At 62.3% G+C, this 17504-nt stretch carries 15 protein-coding genes; 8 read left to right on the plus strand and 7 right to left on the minus strand.

Going from position 1 to position 17504, the window contains the following annotated elements; all coding sequences use genetic code 11:
* Positions 1-91 precede the first annotated feature (91 nt).
* Positions 92-529: a GatB/YqeY domain-containing protein gene (locus HYPGJ_RS05395; protein ID WP_013215780.1), complete on the minus strand. Its 438-nt coding sequence runs from the start codon at positions 527-529 to the stop codon at positions 92-94.
* 169 nt (positions 530-698) lie between these two features.
* Here HYPGJ_RS05395 and carA point away from each other — a divergent pair, with 169 nt between their 5' ends.
* The 6 genes from carA (at position 699) to greA (ending at position 8810) form a co-directional block, all read left to right on the plus strand.
* Positions 699-1898: a glutamine-hydrolyzing carbamoyl-phosphate synthase small subunit gene (gene carA / locus HYPGJ_RS05400; protein WP_046846222.1), complete on the plus strand. Its 1200-nt coding sequence runs from the start codon at positions 699-701 to the stop codon at positions 1896-1898.
* Between the two features lie 113 nt (positions 1899-2011).
* Positions 2012-2635 carry a hypothetical protein gene (locus tag HYPGJ_RS05405; protein WP_046846727.1) on the plus strand — a complete coding sequence of 208 codons (624 nt, stop codon included), beginning with the start codon at positions 2012-2014 and terminating at the stop codon, positions 2633-2635.
* Positions 2636-2672: 37 nt separating this feature from the next.
* Entirely contained in the window at positions 2673-3416 is a 744-nt protein-coding gene (locus tag HYPGJ_RS05410; protein ID WP_046846223.1) for a hypothetical protein, read from the plus strand.
* 124 nt (positions 3417-3540) lie between these two features.
* Positions 3541-4755, plus strand: a complete 1215-nt coding sequence (locus tag HYPGJ_RS05415) for an MFS transporter (RefSeq protein WP_046846224.1) — start codon at positions 3541-3543, stop codon at positions 4753-4755.
* Positions 4756-4919: 164 nt separating this feature from the next.
* Entirely contained in the window at positions 4920-8195 is a 3276-nt protein-coding gene (gene carB / locus HYPGJ_RS05420) for a carbamoyl-phosphate synthase large subunit (RefSeq protein ID WP_046846225.1), read from the plus strand.
* Positions 8196-8336: 141 nt separating this feature from the next.
* Positions 8337-8810: a transcription elongation factor GreA gene (greA, locus tag HYPGJ_RS05425; protein ID WP_046846728.1), complete on the plus strand. Its 474-nt coding sequence runs from the start codon at positions 8337-8339 to the stop codon at positions 8808-8810.
* A gap of 31 nt (positions 8811-8841) precedes the next feature.
* Here greA and HYPGJ_RS05430 read toward each other — a convergent pair whose 3' ends face one another.
* Positions 8842-9411, minus strand: a complete 570-nt coding sequence (locus HYPGJ_RS05430) for a hypothetical protein (protein ID WP_046846226.1) — start codon at positions 9409-9411, stop codon at positions 8842-8844.
* A 23-nt stretch (positions 9412-9434) separates the two neighbouring features.
* Positions 9435-9923 carry an Lrp/AsnC family transcriptional regulator gene (locus HYPGJ_RS05435; protein WP_046846227.1) on the minus strand — a complete coding sequence of 163 codons (489 nt, stop codon included), beginning with the start codon at positions 9921-9923 and terminating at the stop codon, positions 9435-9437.
* Positions 9924-10054: 131 nt separating this feature from the next.
* Here HYPGJ_RS05435 and HYPGJ_RS05440 point away from each other — a divergent pair, with 131 nt between their 5' ends.
* Positions 10055-11086: a mitochondrial fission ELM1 family protein gene (locus tag HYPGJ_RS05440; protein WP_046846228.1), complete on the plus strand. Its 1032-nt coding sequence runs from the start codon at positions 10055-10057 to the stop codon at positions 11084-11086.
* A gap of 127 nt (positions 11087-11213) precedes the next feature.
* A complete protein-coding gene (gene ettA, locus HYPGJ_RS05445) occupies positions 11214-12872 on the plus strand; it encodes an energy-dependent translational throttle protein EttA (RefSeq protein WP_046846229.1) in 1659 nt (552 codons plus the stop codon).
* Positions 12873-13075: 203 nt separating this feature from the next.
* On the opposite strand, the gene HYPGJ_RS05450 is transcribed toward ettA, so the two are convergent.
* From HYPGJ_RS05450 to HYPGJ_RS05465, 4 genes are all read right to left on the minus strand, one after another.
* Entirely contained in the window at positions 13076-14944 is a 1869-nt protein-coding gene (locus HYPGJ_RS05450) for a hypothetical protein (RefSeq protein WP_143440495.1), read from the minus strand.
* Positions 14945-15106: 162 nt separating this feature from the next.
* A complete protein-coding gene (locus HYPGJ_RS05455; protein ID WP_046846729.1) occupies positions 15107-15802 on the minus strand; it encodes a PRC-barrel domain-containing protein in 696 nt (231 codons plus the stop codon).
* 301 nt (positions 15803-16103) lie between these two features.
* A complete protein-coding gene (locus tag HYPGJ_RS05460; RefSeq protein ID WP_244466016.1) occupies positions 16104-16685 on the minus strand; it encodes an ABC transporter substrate-binding protein in 582 nt (193 codons plus the stop codon).
* Between the two features lie 145 nt (positions 16686-16830).
* Positions 16831-17466 carry a hypothetical protein gene (locus tag HYPGJ_RS05465; RefSeq protein ID WP_046846232.1) on the minus strand — a complete coding sequence of 212 codons (636 nt, stop codon included), beginning with the start codon at positions 17464-17466 and terminating at the stop codon, positions 16831-16833.
* Positions 17467-17504 lie beyond the last annotated feature (38 nt).

Consider the following 17504-nt stretch of genomic DNA (forward strand, 5'->3'; position numbering starts at 1 on the left):
AAGTGATTCGCCGGAGCGCGTTGCGCGGCTTGAGCAAAATGCCAGCAGGCATACCCGCTTTCCACAGCCCTGCCGGGCCAGCGAGAAAGCTCTAGCCGAGCGCGGCTTTGACGGCGGCGCTCGCCTTCTGAAAATCCATCTTCCCGGCGTACTTCGCTTTCAGCACGCCCATGACCTTGCCCATGTCCTTCGCCGAAGCAGCGCCAGCTTCCTGAATCGCCGACTGGACCGCGGCCGCGACCTCGCTCTCGTCCATCTGCTTGGGCAGATACGCCTCGATGATGGCGATCTCGGCCTGCTCGGTCTCGGCGAGGTCGGGACGGCCGCCATTGGTATACTGCTCGATGGAATCGCGACGTTGCTTCACCATCTTGGTCATGACGGCGAGGATGCCTGCGTCGTCGAGGTCTTTCTTCGCTTCGATCTCGGCAGACTGGATGGCGGCGTTGATGAGACGCAGCGTCGCGACGCGCTGTTTCTCTCCGGCTTTCATCGCCCCCTTGAGGTCGTTGCTGATCTTGGCACGCATGGTCGCCTCCTGAATTGCAAGACCGTGGTTTAGGAGGGCATGTCCGCCAGGGCAAGAGAGGCCCCCGGTGCGGCATATCTCGCGCAATTGACGGAGCAGGGACGTTCCCATAGGTTCCGGCGCAATTTCAGCCGCTAAGCGGCTTGGCGCTCCAACACCCGGATGACCGATGACTGCACCTGAACCCTGGACAGATGTGCCCCTGACCGCACGCCTCGTTTTCGACGACGGCACCGTGATCGCCGGGCGCGGTCTCGGCGCGACAGGCTCGGCCGTCGGCGAGGTGTGCTTCAACACCGCCATCACCGGCTATCAGGAAATCCTGACCGATCCGAGCTACGCCGGCCAGATCATCACCTTCACGTTCCCGCATATCGGCAACGTCGGCGCCAATTCGGAAGACACCGAAACGTCGAACCTTGCCTCGCGTTCGGGTGTGCGCGGCTGCGTTCTGCGCGCCGACATCACCGAGCCCTCGAACTATCGCTCCGCCGAAAATCTCGATGCCTGGCTGAAGACGCGCGGCATCATCGCCATCAGCGGCATCGATACGCGCGCGCTCACCGCCCGCATCCGTGAGAAGGGCATGCCGAATGCCGTCATCGCGCACGATCCGTCAGGCAATTTCGACATCGATAAACTGAAAGCCGAGGCGAAAGCCTGGCCCGGCCTTCTCGGTCTCGATCTCGTCCCCGACGTGACGAGCGGCCAGAGCTATTCCTGGGACGAGCAGCGCTGGGTGTGGAACCAGGGCTTTACCCGCAACGAAAATCCCGAGTTCCACGTCGTCGCCATCGACTACGGCTTGAAGCGCAATATTCTCCGCTGCCTCGCCTCGGCGGGTTGCAAGGTGACGGTCGTCCCTGCCACCGAGAAGGCCGAGGACGTGCTCGCCCGCAATCCCGACGGCGTCTTCCTGTCGAACGGCCCTGGAGATCCCGCGGCAACCGGCGAATACGCGGTGCCCGAAATCAAGAAGCTGGTCGACAGCGGCAAGCCCGTTTTCGGCATCTGCCTCGGCCACCAGATGCTGGGCCTCGCGCTCGGCGGCAAGACCCGCAAAATGCATCAGGGCCATCATGGCGCCAACCATCCCGTGAAGGACTTCACGACCAACAAGGTCGAGATCGTCTCGATGAACCACGGCTTCGCCGTCGATCGCGAGAGCCTGCCGAAAGGCGTCGTCGAAACGCACGTGTCGTTGTTCGACGGCTCGAATTGCGGCCTCGCGCTCGAAGGCAAGCCGGTGTTCTCGGTGCAGCATCACCCCGAGGCGTCGCCCGGCCCGCAGGACAGCCACTATCTCTTCACGCGCTTCGTCAACCTGATGCGCGAGCAGAAAGGCCAGGCCGTGCGCCGCGAGCGCTGAGCCGAAGCGACCGAGGCGGCCGAGCCATTGCCGCCCGATAAACCTTGCTGAACTTTAAGCACGCGCCACGGGCAAACTTGGCTATAAGCCAGGAAAAAACACCCGGAGGAATGATGCGCGCACTTGGTTTGGCTTGTCTCATGATTGCGGTGGCCGCCCCCGCATCCGCTGCCGATTGCAGCAAGGACGTTCTCGCGGCATTCGAGAAGCAGCGCACATCCAAGGTCTTCCGCGTCGAGTTCAGCCAGCCGTCGGCGGAAGGCGAAGTGCATATGGTTATCGACTATATGCCGCCCGATAAGATGCTGCAGACGGTGACGTCGCCTGCGATGCCCGGCGAGCAGCAGACGATGCTGATCGGCAATCGCGCCTATGCCGGATCCGGTGGGGCGTTCGAAGAGCTTCTGCCGCAATTCACGCAATCGATCATCGCGGAGTTTGCCTCAGCGGTCGGCGAGCCGAAAAACCTCGGTGATTTCGAGTGCGTCGGCAACTTGAAGCTCGACGATCAGGATTTCGTCGCGTACCGGCTTGCGGAGAAAGCCGCCGAGGGCGCGGACCCATCAACGGTCATGGCGCGTACGGTCTACGTCGATCCGGCAAGCGGCAAACCCGCCTACAACATCATCGCGGCGCTCGGCGGCAGCGCGCCTCCCGCGTTGAAAGTGAAGTATTCTTATCCGACCGATGTCGAGATCGTTGCGCCGGCAAACGCGCCCGTGCAAAAGCTTCACTAGGTTTCGCTGCGTCCGGCTTTTCTCAAGGATTTCGTCAATGCGCCGCTTTGCAAGTGCCCTTGCCGCCGTCGCCTCCTTCGTGAGCGTTGCGCAGGCGGAGCCGATCCCGCTCGGAACCGCGCCTGAAGCCGCCGAAGCGAAGACGCCGCCGAACCCGTGCAGCCAGGAAGTCGCCGCGTCGCTGCAGAAGCTGCGCAAGTCGTCCTGGTTCCGCATGACCAGCAACATGATCACCGAGAACGGTCCGTCGACGATGGAGGTCGACTACATCCTCCCCGATCGTATGCACCAGAAGGTGACAAACACCGTGACGAAGGCGTCATCGGAGATCATCCTCATCGGCCGCGAAGCGTGGTCGCGCCGCGGCGAGGGAAGCTGGACGCCGATGCCCGCGAACGTCGCCGGACAATTGCAGACGCAGGTCGAAGAGTCGGTTCTCGTCGAGCAGAAAGATATCGGCAGCTACGCGTGCAACGGCAAAACCAAAGTCGATGGACATGACGTCATGTCCTACAAGCTCGAAAGCCAGCCCGCCAAAGGCGAGTCGTTCAGAAACCAGACCTATCGCGTGTTCTACGTCGATGCCATGACCGGCCTGCCGTACAGCAACGCGCTGCTCGTTCCGGGCCGCGACGACAAGCCGATCTTCAAGACGACGTATGCGTTCCCGCTCGACCTCAAGATCGAGCCGCCGAAGGATATCGCCGCTCCGGCTCCTGCCGCTGCACCGCCAGCTTCGCCAGCGCCCGCTCCGGGTGCGGCATCCGATACCGGCAAGTAAGGCCGCTGGAACTGCGTCCAGGACCGGCGCCGGTCCTGCCCGCGCTTCGATAGCTGCTATGCCCTCTCCAAGGGTGACCTCTGCCGGCTATGCCGCTACAAGCGGCGGCCGGAGATAGATCCTCATGAGCGCGATTGAGTCATCCGTGGACGCCCGGCCGGCGGCCGCCAAGGTAACGTTCTCGATTTTGCTGGCGGTGAGCTTCTGCCATCTGCTCAACGACGTGATGCAGTCGTTGCTGCCCGCCGTTTATCCGATGCTGAAGACCAGCTACGGCCTGTCGTTCTGGCAGATCGGGCTTTTGACAACGGCGTTTCAAGGCACCGCCTCGCTGCTGCAGCCGCTCATCGGCTATTACACCGATCGCCGTCCCGTCGAATATTCGACCAGCGCCGGCATGACCTCGACGCTGCTCGGACTAGTCCTGCTGTCGTTTGCGCACGGCTACGCGATGCTGCTCATCGGAGCGATGCTGGTCGGTCTCGGATCGGCTGTATTTCATCCTGAATCATCGCGCATCGCCCGGCTGGCATCCGGCGGACGTCACGGCCTCGCGCAGTCCCTGTTTCAGGTCGGCGGCAATTTCGGAACGGCGCTCGGACCGTTGCTCGCGGCGTTTATCGTGCTGCCTTATGGGCAGTCGAGCATCGCGTGGTTCGCTGTCATTGCGCTTCTCGGCATCGCCATTCTCTGGCGCGTCAGCCAGTGGGGAAGCTCCGTTCGCGGGCGTCCAAAAGCTGGCGCCGAAGCTCCTGCAATGCCCTTTCCGCGCGATCGCACCATACTCGCGATTGCGACATTGGCCGTGCTCGTTTTCTCGAAATATATCTACATGGCGAGCCTGACGAGCTACTACACATTCTACGCGATCCATAAATTCGGCGTGTCCGTGCAGCAATCGCAGCTGATGCTGTTCGCGTTTCTCGGCGCTGTTGCCGCGGGTACGATTCTCGGCGGCCCGATCGGCGATCGCATCGGTACAAAGACGGTGATCTGGATTTCGATCCTCGGCGTTCTGCCGTTCACGCTGGCGCTGCCTTACGCCAATCTCGAGTGGACCATAGCGCTGACCATCGTCATCGGCGTCGTGCTGGCGTCGGCGTTTTCGGCGATCGTCGTCTTCGCCCAGGAACTGGTGCCAGGGCGTGTCGGCATGATCTCGGGGCTGTTCTTCGGATTCGCGTTCGGGATCGCGGGAATCGCGGCCGCCGTTCTCGGCATCGTCGCCGACGCCAAAGGCATCGACTATGTCTACCACGTCTGCTCTTATTTGCCGCTGCTCGGCCTGCTCACCTTGTTTTTGCCGTCCCTGAAGCATGCGAAAGAGGAAAGGGCGTAGTTTCTGACACAGTGTGACAGTTGCGAAACCCTATGCCGCAGTATTTTCAGGGTTCCCCCTCCGTCCGCCTTTGCCTATAAGCCCCCCTTAGCCTGAGATCAGAAACATCAATCGCCGAGCCGGCTGCGTCGCCCGCTTTCGCCTCGGCCAAACGCTTGCGCGGCATGCCCAAACGCACCGATATCAAATCCATCCTCATCATCGGCGCCGGCCCGATCGTCATCGGCCAGGCGTGCGAGTTCGATTATTCCGGCACGCAGGCCTGCAAGGCGCTGCGCGAGGAGGGGTACCGGATCATTCTGGTCAACTCCAATCCGGCGACGATCATGACGGACCCGGATCTGGCGGATGCAACTTACATCGAGCCGATCACGCCCGAAGTCGTCGCGAAAATCATCGCCAAGGAAAAGCCCGACGCGATTCTGCCGACGATGGGCGGACAGACGGCGCTCAACACCGCGCTGGCGCTTCATCAGCAGGGCATTCTGCAGCGCCACGGCGTCGAACTGATCGGCGCCAACGCGGCAGCGATCGACAAGGCCGAAGACCGCCAGCTGTTCCGTGAGGCGATGAAGACGATCGGGCTCGAGACGCCGCGCTCCAAACTCGCCCACACGCGTGAAGAAGCGGCCGATGCCCTTGAGCACGTTGGCCTGCCCGCGATCATCCGGCCCTCGTTCACGCTCGGCGGAACCGGCGGCGGCATCGCCTACAACCGCGAGGAATTCTTCGAAATCGCCGAGCGCGGGCTCGACGCCTCGCCGACGACGCAGATCCTGGTCGAGGAAAGCGTCCTCGGCTGGAAGGAATTCGAGATGGAGGTCGTCCGCGACAAGGCGGACAACTGCATCATCATCTGCTCGATCGAGAACGTCGATCCGATGGGCGTGCACACCGGCGACTCGATCACGGTCGCGCCGGCGCTGACGCTGACCGACAAAGAATACCAGATCATGCGCGATGCCTCGATCGCGGTGCTGCGCGAGATCGGCGTCGAAACCGGCGGCTCGAACGTCCAGTTCGCGGTCAATCCCGCAGACGGCCGCCTCGTCGTCATCGAGATGAACCCGCGCGTCTCGCGTTCGTCCGCGCTCGCCTCGAAAGCCACCGGCTTCCCGATCGCCAAGGTCGCGGCCAAGCTCGCCGTCGGCTACACGCTCGACGAAATCCAGAACGACATCACGGGCGGTGCGACGCCGGCATCTTTCGAGCCGACGATCGACTACGTCGTGACCAAGATCCCGCGCTTCGCGTTCGAGAAATTCCCCGGCTCCGACACGTCGCTGACGACGTCGATGAAGTCGGTCGGCGAAGCGATGGCCATCGGGCGCACGTTCCGCGAAAGCATGCAGAAAGCATTGCGATCGATGGAAACGGGCCTCACCGGCTTCGACGATATCCATCTCGACGGCATCGGGCAGGGCGACGACAAGAACGTCGTGCGCGCCGCCGTCTCGCGGCCGACCTTCGACCGCATCTTGAAAGTCGCGCAGGCGTTCCGCCTCGGCTTCTCGCAGGAAGAGGTCCACCAGTACAGCAAGATCGATCCCTGGTTCCTCGCCGAGATCAAAGGCGTCATCGATACGGAAGCGCGCGTCATCGCGCACGGCCTGCCGAAGACGGCGACGCAGCTTCGCGCGCTCAAGGCGCAGGGCTTCTCGGACGCGCGTCTGGCGCACCTCGCGAAGGTGAGCGAAGCCGACGTTCGGCGCGCGCGCCACGATCTCGGCGTGACGCCGGTCTTCAAGCGCATCGACACGTGCGCGGCGGAATTCGCGTCGCCGACCGCCTACATGTATTCGACCTACGAAACTGGCCTCAGCGGCGATCCCGTCTGCGAAGCCGATCCTTCTGACAAAGAAAAGATCGTCATTCTCGGCGGCGGACCGAACCGCATTGGCCAGGGCATCGAGTTCGATTACTGCTGCTGCCACGCCTGCTTTGCGCTGACGGCGGCCGGCTTTGAGACGATCATGGTCAACTGCAACCCGGAAACCGTCTCGACCGACTACGACACCTCCGACCGCCTGTTCTTTGAGCCGTTGACCGCCGAAGACGTGCTCGAAATCATCCGCGTCGAAAGCAGCAAGGGCAAGCTCAAGGGCGTCATCGTCCAGTTCGGCGGCCAGACCCCGCTGAAGCTCGCGAGCGCACTGGAAGAAGCCGGTGTTCCGATCCTCGGCACATCGCCGGATGCGATCGATCTCGCCGAAGACCGCGATCGCTTCAAGGCGCTCATCGAAAAGCTCAATCTCAAGCAGCCGAAAAGCGGCATCGCCAAAACGCCGGGCGAGGCGCGCGCCGTCGCCGAAACGATCGGCTATCCGGTCGTCATTCGTCCGTCGTATGTCCTCGGCGGCCGCGCGATGGAAATCGTCCACGACGGCAGCGAGGTCGATCGCTACGTCACGCGCCTATCCGCGACGCTCGACCGTCCGTCCGAACTCGTCGTGTCCGAGAGGCGCCCGCTTCTGATCGACAGCTATCTGACCGACGCGGTCGAAGTCGACGTCGATTGCCTTTCTGACGGCAAGGATACCTTCGTCGCCGGCATCATGGAGCACATCGAGGAAGCCGGCATTCACTCGGGCGACAGCGCCTGCTCATTGCCGCCGCACTCGCTCTCGGCCGACATCATCACCGAACTCGAACGGCAAGCGCGTGAGCTTGCCCTCGCGCTCGGCGTCGTCGGCCTGATGAACATTCAGTTCGCGATCAAGGACGGCGAGGTCTTCATTCTCGAAGTCAATCCGCGCGCCTCGCGAACGGTGCCGTTCGTCGCCAAGGTCATCGGGCTGCCGATCGCCTCGATTGCGTCGCAGATCATGGCGGGCAAGCCGCTCGCGAGCTTCAAGCTGACGAAGCCGGTCTACAAGCACATCGCCGTCAAGGAAGCCGTATTCCCGTTCGCACGCTTCCTCGGCGTCGATCCGATCCTCGGACCGGAAATGCGCTCGACCGGCGAGGTCATGGGCATCGACCACGATTTCGCGATGGCCTTCGGCAAGAGCCAGCTCGGCGCCGGACAGACGCTGCCCTCGGGCGGCACGGTGTTCGTGTCCGTCAAGGAAAGCGACAAGGCGCGGATCGTCGGCCCGGTGAAGGAACTCGAAGCGATGGGCTTCAAGGTCGTCGCCACCCGCGGCACGAAACGGTTCCTGGAAGCGAACGGAATTCAGTGCGAAAGCATCAACAAGGTTCTGGAAGGCCGCCCGCATATCGTCGACGCGATCAAAAACGGCGATATCCACCTTGTTTTTAATACAACCGAAGGTTCCAAGGCGCTGAGCGACAGCAAGGACATCCGGCGCACGGCCTTGCTTCACCACATCCCCTATTATACAACATTGTCAGGGGCAGTGGCTGTCACACGAGCCATCAGGGCGTTGAATTCCGATACGCTTCAAGTGGCGCCGCTGCAGGCTTTTGCGCATCATTGAGCCGTTCGCAATGCAGGTGATCTGAACGCTTTTGAATAGCGCGTGCCAGCACAGCCACTTTTCTATTCATTAAAGCGCGAGTTTAACTGGGTCGGAGCCGGCGCTCCGCGAGTAGAGACCGTTCGAGACGTGGAGAAGATGATGGAACGGGTGCCGATGACCATCGAGGGATACAAGAACCTCGAAACGGAGCTGCAGCGGCTGAAAGCTGTCGAGCGCCCGCGTATCATCGCTGCGATCTCGGAAGCGCGCGCCCACGGCGACCTTTCGGAAAACGCGGAATACCATGCTGCCAAGGAACAGCAGGGCCTGAACGAAGCCCGCGTCGCTGAGCTTGAGGACAAGATCAATCGCGCCGAGGTCATCGACACGTCGAAGCTCTCTGGTGACACGGTCAAGTTCGGCGCGACGGTCACGCTTCAGGACGAAGATTCCGAAGACAAGGTGACGTACACCATCGTCGGCGACACCGAAGCCGACCTGAAGAACGGCAAGATCTCGATCTCGTCGCCGATCGCGCGCGCGTTGATCGGCAAGACGAAAGGCGAGAGCGTCGACGTCACGACGCCGAAGGGCACGCGGACCCTCGAAGTTCTGAAAGTCGCCTGGAAGTAACTCGGGCGCCGCGCTCTAGCCCGCATCGGCGTTAATCGCTATCGCCGTCGAAGTAGGCGCGTGCCGCGTCGCATTCGCGCTGTGAAGGCAGGAGATCGAACACTCTGTCGTCGCCTTCGGTGCCGCTGAGTTCGACTGTATCCGCCGTGCCTTCGAGCGCTAGCCCGGTTTCGCCCGTTTTTAGTCTCAGGCCGCCGTCGCCGATCGGGCTTAGGCGGAAGATGCCGCCGTCTGCCTCGAGAAAGCAGTCGAAACCCTGATCGCTCGCCTTGCAGCTTGCAGCCTGTCCGTACCACTCATCTTTGATGGAAAGCATGAGCGCGAAGCCGAGCTGGAAGCGATCGGCAGAATTCGGCGAGCCGTCCGAATTCGTTTTGGCGAGGTCGACCTCGATGCTGCGCACGCGCTGCGCCGGGTGCGTTTTGAGATGCGCTTCGCCGTAGGTTGCCGCGAAACACGGCCGCCCGGCGAGCACGTTCGAGAAATAACGATCGTAGAGATCGCTCGACGTCGCCGACGCGTTGCTCGCCACACCGAGTGACAGCAAACCGGCGAGAAGCATGAAGCGCATGAGTGTCGGATTGCTCATAAGGCCCTGCATGCGTCCTCGACTTCGTTCGTGCGTCAGGTCTCTTCCGGTCCAGTCACAGCAATCGGAACGCCAGGCTCGCGCTTGGTTCGTCGAATGGTCAGGAACGTCTTGACGCTCGCGACGTTCGGCGCCGACGTCAGCGCATCGAGCACGAAGTTCTGAAATTCGGGCAGATCGCGCGCGATGCATTTCAGCATAAAATCGCTTTCGCCGGAAAGCATGTAGGCCTCCCGGACGAGGGGCCAGCCGAGAACGCGATTTTCGAAAGCGCGGAGATCGGACTCGGCCTGATTGTGCAGGCGGACCATGGCAAACGCTGTCAAAGCATATCCGAGCGCGACCTCGTCGATCAGCGCCGTGTATCCTGAAATCAGCCCGGCTTCCTCGAGCGCACGAACCCGGCGCAGGCACGGCGGCGCGGAAAGCCCAATCCGGTTGGCGAGCGCGATGTTCGTCATTCGGCCGTCGGCCTGCAGCTCTTTGAGGATTCGCCAGTCGGTCGCGTCGAGTTCTATCGCCATTAACAATCGTTCCAGGCAGCGCGAGTGTAATATCAGGAACGCTGCTCCGCCGCACCACGTTTCGTTTGTTTCGTTAGCGCGCCTGCTTCGGGGCTCGACACCCGACGCCGAAGAGATGAAAACATCGCCGCATGACCGCTTCCTCGCTCGACGCTCACCCCCTCGCAGGCCAGACGGCCTGGATCATTTCCGACGGCAAGGCTGGGCACGAGGCTCAGTGTTTTGGCGTCGTCGAGGCGCTGGGTCTGAAGGCCGAGGTGAAGCGCGTCGCGCCGAGCGGCGTCTTCAAGTGGATGGCGCCCTGGGGCCCTGTCGCGCCCCGTGAACGCTTCGGGCAGCCGGGCGCGCAGTTTGCTCCGCCCTGGCCTGTCATCGCGTTTGCGACGGGCCGCACGACGATCCCTTATCTGCGCGCGCTTCGCCGGCTGGCAGGCTTTAAGACGTACACGGTCATTCTCATGGACCCGCGAACAGGACCGGCGAGCGCCGACCTGATCTGGGTTCCAGAGCATGACCGTTTGCGCGGATTGAATGTCATCACGACGCTCACCGCCCCGCATCGTTATTCGCCGCAACGGCTCGAAGCCCTGCGCGCGCACATGCCGGCGGCAATCGCCGCGCTGCCGCAGCCACGCGTCGCCTGCCTGATCGGCGGACCGAACGGCGATTACACCTACAGCGACGACGACCAGTCGCGGCTCGTCGCATGTCTCAAGGATTTCGCGTACCGCGGCTTCGGTCTGATGATCACGACATCGCGGCGGACACCGGAGAAACTCGCGGCGGGTATCAAGGACGCCGTGCGCGATACGAATGCGCTGTTCTGGGCCGGCGGCGAAAACAATCCCTATCCGGATTTTCTCGCCCACGCCGATATGTTTCTCATCACCGCCGACAGCGTCAGCATGACGTGCGAGGCTGCCGCGACCGGGCGACCGATTTATGTTTTTTCGCCCTCCGGCGGTGGCGCGAAGTTCGATCGCTTCCATAAAGCGCTCGCCGAACACGGCGTCACGCGGCCGCCTCCGAGCCCCGGAAGCGAAATCGCAACCTGGAGCTATAAGCCGCTTCACTCCGCCGATGTGATCGCATCCGAGATTGAGCACCGCTGGAAGAAACGCGCCAAAATGCTCCCCGGACTCGTTTCCGCGCCGCCGCGCTAAACCCGCCGGCATGCGGCCCTCTGAGCAGGTTGAAACGCGAGCCCAATGATAAATATTTGAGCAATGCGCAGCGATCGGCTAGAACGCGCGCCTAATCCCTTAAACGTCTTACGCAGAGGCGCCGACGATGGCCGCACACCAGTACGTCTACCATATGCACAAGCTCTCCAAGGCCTATCCCGGCGGAAAGCAGGTGCTGAAGGACATTTCGCTGTCGTTCCTGCCCGGTGCGAAGATCGGCGTCGTCGGTTTGAACGGCGCGGGCAAATCGACCCTGCTTAAAATCATGGCTGGCCGCATCGACGACTATATCGGCGAAGCCTGGGCGGCCGACGGCATCAAGGTCGGATATCTTCCGCAGGAGCCCGAGCTCGATCCGGAGAAGGACGTTCTCGGCAACGCGATGGAAGGCGTCGCGGAAAAGAAAGCAATTCTAGATCGCTACAACGAGATCGCCGCCAACTATTCCGACGAAACCGCCGATGAAATGACGGCGCTGCAGGACCAGATCGACGCGCAGAACCTTTGGGATCTCGATGCGCAAGTCGAGCAGGCGCTCGACGCGTTGCGTTCGCCGCCGGGAGACGCGGACGTGACGAAGCTCTCGGGCGGCGAGAAGCGCCGCGTGGCGCTGACACGTTTGCTGCTCTCCAAGCCCGACATTCTGCTGCTCGACGAGCCGACCAACCATCTCGATGCCGAAAGCGTCGCCTGGCTCGAACGCTATCTGAAGGAATACGCGGGCTGCGTGATCCTCGTGACGCACGATCGCTACTTCCTCGACAACATCACGGAGTGGACGCTGGAACTCGATCGCGGCCAGGGTGTGCCGTGGAAGGGCAACTACTCGGGCTGGCTCGAACAGAAGGCCAAGCGCGAAGCCGTCGAGAAGGCGCAGGAGGAGGGCAAGCAGAAGACGCTCTCGCGCGAACTCGAATGGATCCGCTCCTCGCCGAAAGCCCGTCAGGCCAAGTCGAAGGCGCGTATCACCGCCTATGAAAAACTCGCCGACGAAGCCGGACGCGAAGAGAACGGCCGCGCCAGCATCCAGATCGCGACCGGTCCGCGTCTCGGCGGCGTCGTGATCGAAGCCGACGGACTGAGCAAAGGTTTCGGCGACCGCCTGCTGATCGACAATCTCTCGTTTAAGCTGCCGCCCGGCGGCATCGTCGGCGTCATCGGCCCGAATGGCGCCGGCAAGACGACGCTGTTCAAGATGCTCACCGGCGCCGAGCAACCCGACAGCGGATCTATCCGTCTCGGCGACACCGTGAAGATCGCCTACGTCGACCAGTCGCGCGCGCATCTCGATGACAAGAAAACCGTCTGGGAGGAAATCTCCGGCGGCCTCGATCAGATGCTGCTCGGCGGCAAGAAGGAAGTGCCGTCACGCGCCTATTGCGGCTGGTTCAACTTCAAGGGTGCCGACCAGCAGAAGAAGGTCGGATTGCTGTCGGGCGGCGAGCGCAACCGCGTGCACCTCGCAAAACTCCTGAAGGAGGGCGGCAACCTGTTGCTGCTCGACGAACCGACCAACGACCTCGACACCGAAACGCTCGGCGCGCTCGAAGCGGCGCTCGAAGATTTCCCCGGCTGCGCCGTCGTCATCTCGCACGATCGCTTCTTCCTCGATCGTTTGGCAACGCACATTCTGGCCTTCGAAGGCGACAGCCACGTCGAATGGTTCGAAGGCAACTTCGCCGACTACGAGGAAGACAAGAAGCGCCGCCTGGGCGACGAGGCCGTCGAGCCTCATCGCATCAAGTTCAAGCGTTTCGAGCGGTAACTGCGCGCCGGCGGCCGGCTCCGCGTAGCGGAGTCGCCGGCGCAAAGGGAAGAGCGCCTCATCGCATCAAGTTCAAGCGTTTCGAGCGGTAACTGCGCGCCGGCGGCCGGCTCCGCGTAGCGGAGTCGCCGGCGCAAAGGGACGAGCGCCTCATCGCATCAAGTTCAAACGCTTTGAGCGCTGATCCGTAAACCGGCTGCCGGTCAGTACATCTGCACCGGCAGCACGCCGCCCGGCCCGACCATCAGGCCCCAGATTTCGTCGGCTGCGACCTCGACGGTATCGTTGGCCATCGGAGCTTTCGAGCCCTTCAAGCTGTAGGCGTGCTTGCCCGGAGCGAGTTCGAGCGTGGGGCCGTCAGGAGCTTTGCTCCCCGCGCCACCCGGAATCTTGATCGTCTTTCCGGCGATGACAAGCGTCGCGGGCGTTTCGAGAATATTGCCGAATAGAATTTTCGTCTGGCCGGGTTTCGGCATCAGTCCGGATTTCTTCGCGGCCTCCGTCTGCCGGATCGACAGCTGAGCCGTCGTCTCGCCGCTTGCACGGCCGAGCGTCAGGACGGCCGGACCTTCGGGCATCGTATAATAAAGCACGACCTCGTCGGGCTTGATGATCGCCTTGGAGGTATCCTCGGTCCAGCCTCGCTTACCGAGTTCGGCGCGATAGAATTCGAGAACGGACGTGAGCTTCGCTGGCACACTTGCATTGGCGCTATATCGGAACAGCGACTTTTCACTCCCGCTCAGCGAGTGCGGCTTCGGCACCGGCAGTCCGCCCGCTTCGTCGGCTTCGAGCGCCTGCGCCGTGTCGTTGCCGGATGAAGTCTCCGAAGTGGAGGCCTCTGGCGCAGCCGCTTCCTCTTTCTGCAAAGCCGAGCCCGCGCCTGTCACATTGACCGACGTTCCCATCTTCATGATGGTGAGCGAAACCTCCTGCTCGCCTTTGTGAAATTCAAGCGCAACCATGTTTGGTTGGTTGATGACTGTCTTGCGCTCGCTCCAGCCGAGCGCCGGCATCTCGGAGCGATAGAATGCGACGATCTCGGCAACGCTGGATGAACTGTTGTAATCGAGACGTCCGGCGCTTCCATCGAAATCGAGACCGTCAGCCGTCGAAGGCACGGGGATTGGTGCTGAGTTGCCCGCAAGGGCCGTCAGCTTCGACTGCGGTTGCGATGCCTGAGCGGCGCGTGCATCGGCTGGCGGCTGAGGTGCGGTGACGCCTGCAAGAGCGTCTTTCGTCGCCTTCTTCGCTTGCTCCATAATGTCGATCGCCAGCGCATCCATGGCGTCGCTGAGCTTGTCATGCGCCGTCGGCGTGGACGGCTGCGGAGCCGGCTCCGGCTTGTCTTCGGGTACTTCTTTAGCCGCGAAAAGGATTTGCGGCGGAATGCTCTCGAGGTTGACGGCCGTCTTGCCGTCGTCGCCCTTTTGCAGCGTCAGGATGAGCGGCTTTTGATTGTCTTGAACGTAGTAGGAGAAAAGACCTTTCTCGGTTTTCTTGTCGGCATATGCGGCTTTGGCCGAGTCCTCCTTTGACCACGGGGACCAGCCGCGTGCGATCAACTCCGTTCTGAAAAAATCGGACGTGGCGTCGACTGTGTCCGGCGTCGTGCATTTGAGATGCGGACGATCGGCATCGAATTTGATTTCGGTCGCGTTTTTCGGGAACGGCAGGTCGTGCGCCAGAGGCACGCCGGAATACGTGACGCTGGTCGCATTGTTCTGCGCGGGCGCCGCATTGATGAAAACCGAAAGCCCCTGCGCGCCTTTCTTGAGAGACGCGAGCACCATGTCGGGATTTGCCTGCTCGCTCGCAGAGACGCGGCCGTATTGCTGCCAGCCATCGGAGCTCAAGACCTTGAGCGTCTCGGCGGCCGTGTCGGCGACGGACGACGGCGCGGTGAAAATCGTCGACAGCGGACTGGCGTAGATTTCCTTGCCGCCGGATACGCGCGGCAGCTTGCTGGTATCGAGCGCCTCGTCCGCCCATCCGGACGGAGCCGGTAAAAGCATCGCCATTCCGACAATTGCGAATACTGCGGCCGCATAGCGGCTCATTCTCGGCGTCATGAATTTCTCTCCCGGCTGCGCGGAGTTTCATCGCGTGCGGGAACTTGGGTAATGGACTCAACCGACATTAGCCAAGTGGGGATCGGCGGTTTGGATAAACCGACATGAAAAAAGCCGCGCTTTCGAGAAAGCGCGGCTTGAAAAACAGGCAGTGCAGGGAGCTTAGCCGTTGCTTTTGTCGACGATCGGCAACTGCTTGGCTTCCTCCGAACTGATCGACAGCTTCACGCCGTCGGAAACCTCGGTGATCTTGTCGCCGCCAATGGCATAGACCTGAGCGTTCATGCCAGCAGGCGTTCCGGCCGTAACCAGGATCTCCTGCACCTTGCCGGAGGTATCCGACTTCACGCCGTTGATCTCGCCGATCTTCGCGCCGTCCGAGCCGAGAACGGCCTGGCCGATTTTGAGCTGGCTGGCTTCGATGGTCGAACTCGCAGCGCCCGCCGACTCCGGAGCGGCCGGTGCGGTTTCAGCTGCCGGAGCTTCCGGGGCCGGTTCCTGAGCAGCGCCTTCGGGAGCAGGGGCCTCGGTGGCGTCGGCCGGAGCAGCGGGAGCCTCGGGCTCCGGCGCTGGCGCCGCGGCGTCGCCGCCTTCCGCTGCCGGGGCGCTCTGGCCGTCAGCGCCCGCCTCAGGCGTCTGCGCCTGCGCGGTTTCCTCGTTAGCGGAAAGGGTCTGTTCCGCCTGCTCAGCGTCGGCCGGCTCGGCCTGCTGCGCGAGAACGATCCTGTCGTTCGTCGCGGAATATCCCGGTGAAGTTCCGAGCACCAGCATGGCGGCAGCAAATGAAGCGCTCGCCAGAGAATACGTTTTCGCCGAGAACAAGACGGCCTCCTTACCTGCTCCGCGGCTTGCTTCCATGTTGCAAGCCGCTTCAACCCGACCGGCATCCCATGTGCCGGACATTACACGCCGATAGCATCGCTAGCGCCCGCAGGCGAACAGCGGTGTCAATGAGATAACCGCGAATGGGAACGTAGGCGCGGACATGCGTGCCGCCATCGACACGCTGCGCGCACCCGATCCACATAAGAGCCAATGCGAGCGAGATTAAGAGGCGCGCCGTGTACGGCGAAAAATATCCTCGATGCGTGCACAAAAAGCACAAACCGGCAGGCATCGTCTGCCCGCCGGTTATGCAGTTTGAAGGATTTCGTCGCGCTTAGCGGCTGAGAGCCAGCACCAGCGCACGGGGATTGTTGCCGTTCTCGGTGATGTATTTCTGGAAAATATCGTCGAGGAACGACGTCATCCAGAAGCCGACGACCTGCGCGTCGCGCACCTTGTACCCGGAGCCCGACTTCATCACGAGCCAGCGGATATCGTAGGTCAGACCCGAGCGCAGCGTGATGCGTGCGTCGACGTTCGTACCGCCAGCGTCGCCAGGACCCTGGCCGACGACGACCGCGCTCGCCACCGGATATTCCGGAGCCGTCTTCGCCGCATATTTGGCGATGAAGTTGATCATGCCGTTGTAATAGCTCGGACGCTCGGCCTTCGGCAGCGTGCGCGCATGAGGTCCAAGCGCCGTCAAACCGATGTTGGGCACGTCCATGTGCTTGCGCAGAACATCGCTGAAGGCCACGACGCCGCCGGTGCGTTGCGCAGCCAGCAGTTCGTTTTGAACGCCCTGCATATAGGCTGCGGGCGATTCCGCGCGTGCATTCGTTGTCGTCAGCGCCGCGACGCAGACCATCATGGCAATTAGCCAGCAGGCGGAGCGCGTCCGCGTCCAAATTGTCATCTGCGTGTCTAACCCTCGCATAGTCGCCCCTTACCAGTTCTCTCTTCTCAAGTCAGCCCGAAAGGGATGTGCCGCTATCTGTCTGCTCGCACAAACCAGACCTACCGCGGTAGAGAAGCAACAATCTCGTCAAAACGATGCCCGATTACGCTCCGGCCGGTGCAAGATCAGCGTCGAATTTGTGGCCGCCCGATGGCCCGCTCACTCCTGTCGCTGCATCCGGCCGTAGCAAAGGCAGCCCAAGGATGCGGCAAAGCTCGAGAATTTCGCCCTGTCCGACCTGTTCCGCCGTCGCCAGCGTGACGCTGCGGCTCGCATCGGGATGGACCAGAACGACGTCGCGCACGACGCTGGAAAGCGATGTCCGGATTTTTACCGAAACGCCGATATAGGTCGAAAGCGGCATCCGCCAGCCCTGCGTCGAGAACGGCGTTCTGTCGACGACCATGACGTCGCCATTGCGAATATCGATGATGCGGTCGGACGCCATGGCGATGACGATGTTGCGCAGCGGCCAACAGACGAGGGCCGCCCAGAATACGAGCGCGATCGCAAGCTCGACGGCCGCGATCGGATTGGCCACAAGCACGGCGCGGAGGTCAGGCGACGCGACGGCGTACACGGCGAGACCGACTTGCGGGACGACGATCAGCGCCGCAAGCGTTGCCATCAAAAGCAAGCCCGGCAGCTTCGCGATCTTGGGCTCGCTGCGCCTCAGAGTGATCGGTAGCTGGTACATCGCGCCAGAAATCACAACGAACTCAGAAGATTGTTGCTGCATCTACATCACCGCTTCCACGCCGCCCGGCGCTTGGGGAA

This window comes from Hyphomicrobium sp. GJ21, assembly GCF_001006785.1.
Taxonomy (GTDB): Bacteria; Pseudomonadota; Alphaproteobacteria; order Rhizobiales; family Hyphomicrobiaceae; genus Hyphomicrobium_B.

Excerpts from the sequence above, each read along its gene's own strand:
- HYPGJ_RS05395 (WP_013215780.1), bottom strand. The coding sequence starts at position 529 with ATGCGTGCCAAGATCAGCAACGACCTCAAGGGGGCGATGAAAGCCGGA.
- carA (WP_046846222.1), top strand. The coding sequence starts at position 699 with ATGACTGCACCTGAACCCTGGACAGATGTGCCCCTGACCGCACGCCTC.
- HYPGJ_RS05405 (WP_046846727.1), top strand. The coding sequence starts at position 2,012 with ATGCGCGCACTTGGTTTGGCTTGTCTCATGATTGCGGTGGCCGCCCCC.
- HYPGJ_RS05410 (WP_046846223.1), top strand. The coding sequence starts at position 2,673 with ATGCGCCGCTTTGCAAGTGCCCTTGCCGCCGTCGCCTCCTTCGTGAGC.
- HYPGJ_RS05415 (WP_046846224.1), top strand. The coding sequence starts at position 3,541 with ATGAGCGCGATTGAGTCATCCGTGGACGCCCGGCCGGCGGCCGCCAAG.
- carB (WP_046846225.1), top strand. The coding sequence starts at position 4,920 with ATGCCCAAACGCACCGATATCAAATCCATCCTCATCATCGGCGCCGGC.
- greA (WP_046846728.1), top strand. The coding sequence starts at position 8,337 with ATGGAACGGGTGCCGATGACCATCGAGGGATACAAGAACCTCGAAACG.
- HYPGJ_RS05430 (WP_046846226.1), bottom strand. The coding sequence starts at position 9,411 with ATGCAGGGCCTTATGAGCAATCCGACACTCATGCGCTTCATGCTTCTC.
- HYPGJ_RS05435 (WP_046846227.1), bottom strand. The coding sequence starts at position 9,923 with ATGGCGATAGAACTCGACGCGACCGACTGGCGAATCCTCAAAGAGCTG.
- HYPGJ_RS05440 (WP_046846228.1), top strand. The coding sequence starts at position 10,055 with ATGACCGCTTCCTCGCTCGACGCTCACCCCCTCGCAGGCCAGACGGCC.
- ettA (WP_046846229.1), top strand. The coding sequence starts at position 11,214 with ATGGCCGCACACCAGTACGTCTACCATATGCACAAGCTCTCCAAGGCC.
- HYPGJ_RS05450 (WP_143440495.1), bottom strand. The coding sequence starts at position 14,944 with ATGACGCCGAGAATGAGCCGCTATGCGGCCGCAGTATTCGCAATTGTC.
- HYPGJ_RS05455 (WP_046846729.1), bottom strand. The coding sequence starts at position 15,802 with ATGGAAGCAAGCCGCGGAGCAGGTAAGGAGGCCGTCTTGTTCTCGGCG.
- HYPGJ_RS05460 (WP_244466016.1), bottom strand. The coding sequence starts at position 16,685 with ATGACAATTTGGACGCGGACGCGCTCCGCCTGCTGGCTAATTGCCATG.
- HYPGJ_RS05465 (WP_046846232.1), bottom strand. The coding sequence starts at position 17,466 with ATGCAGCAACAATCTTCTGAGTTCGTTGTGATTTCTGGCGCGATGTAC.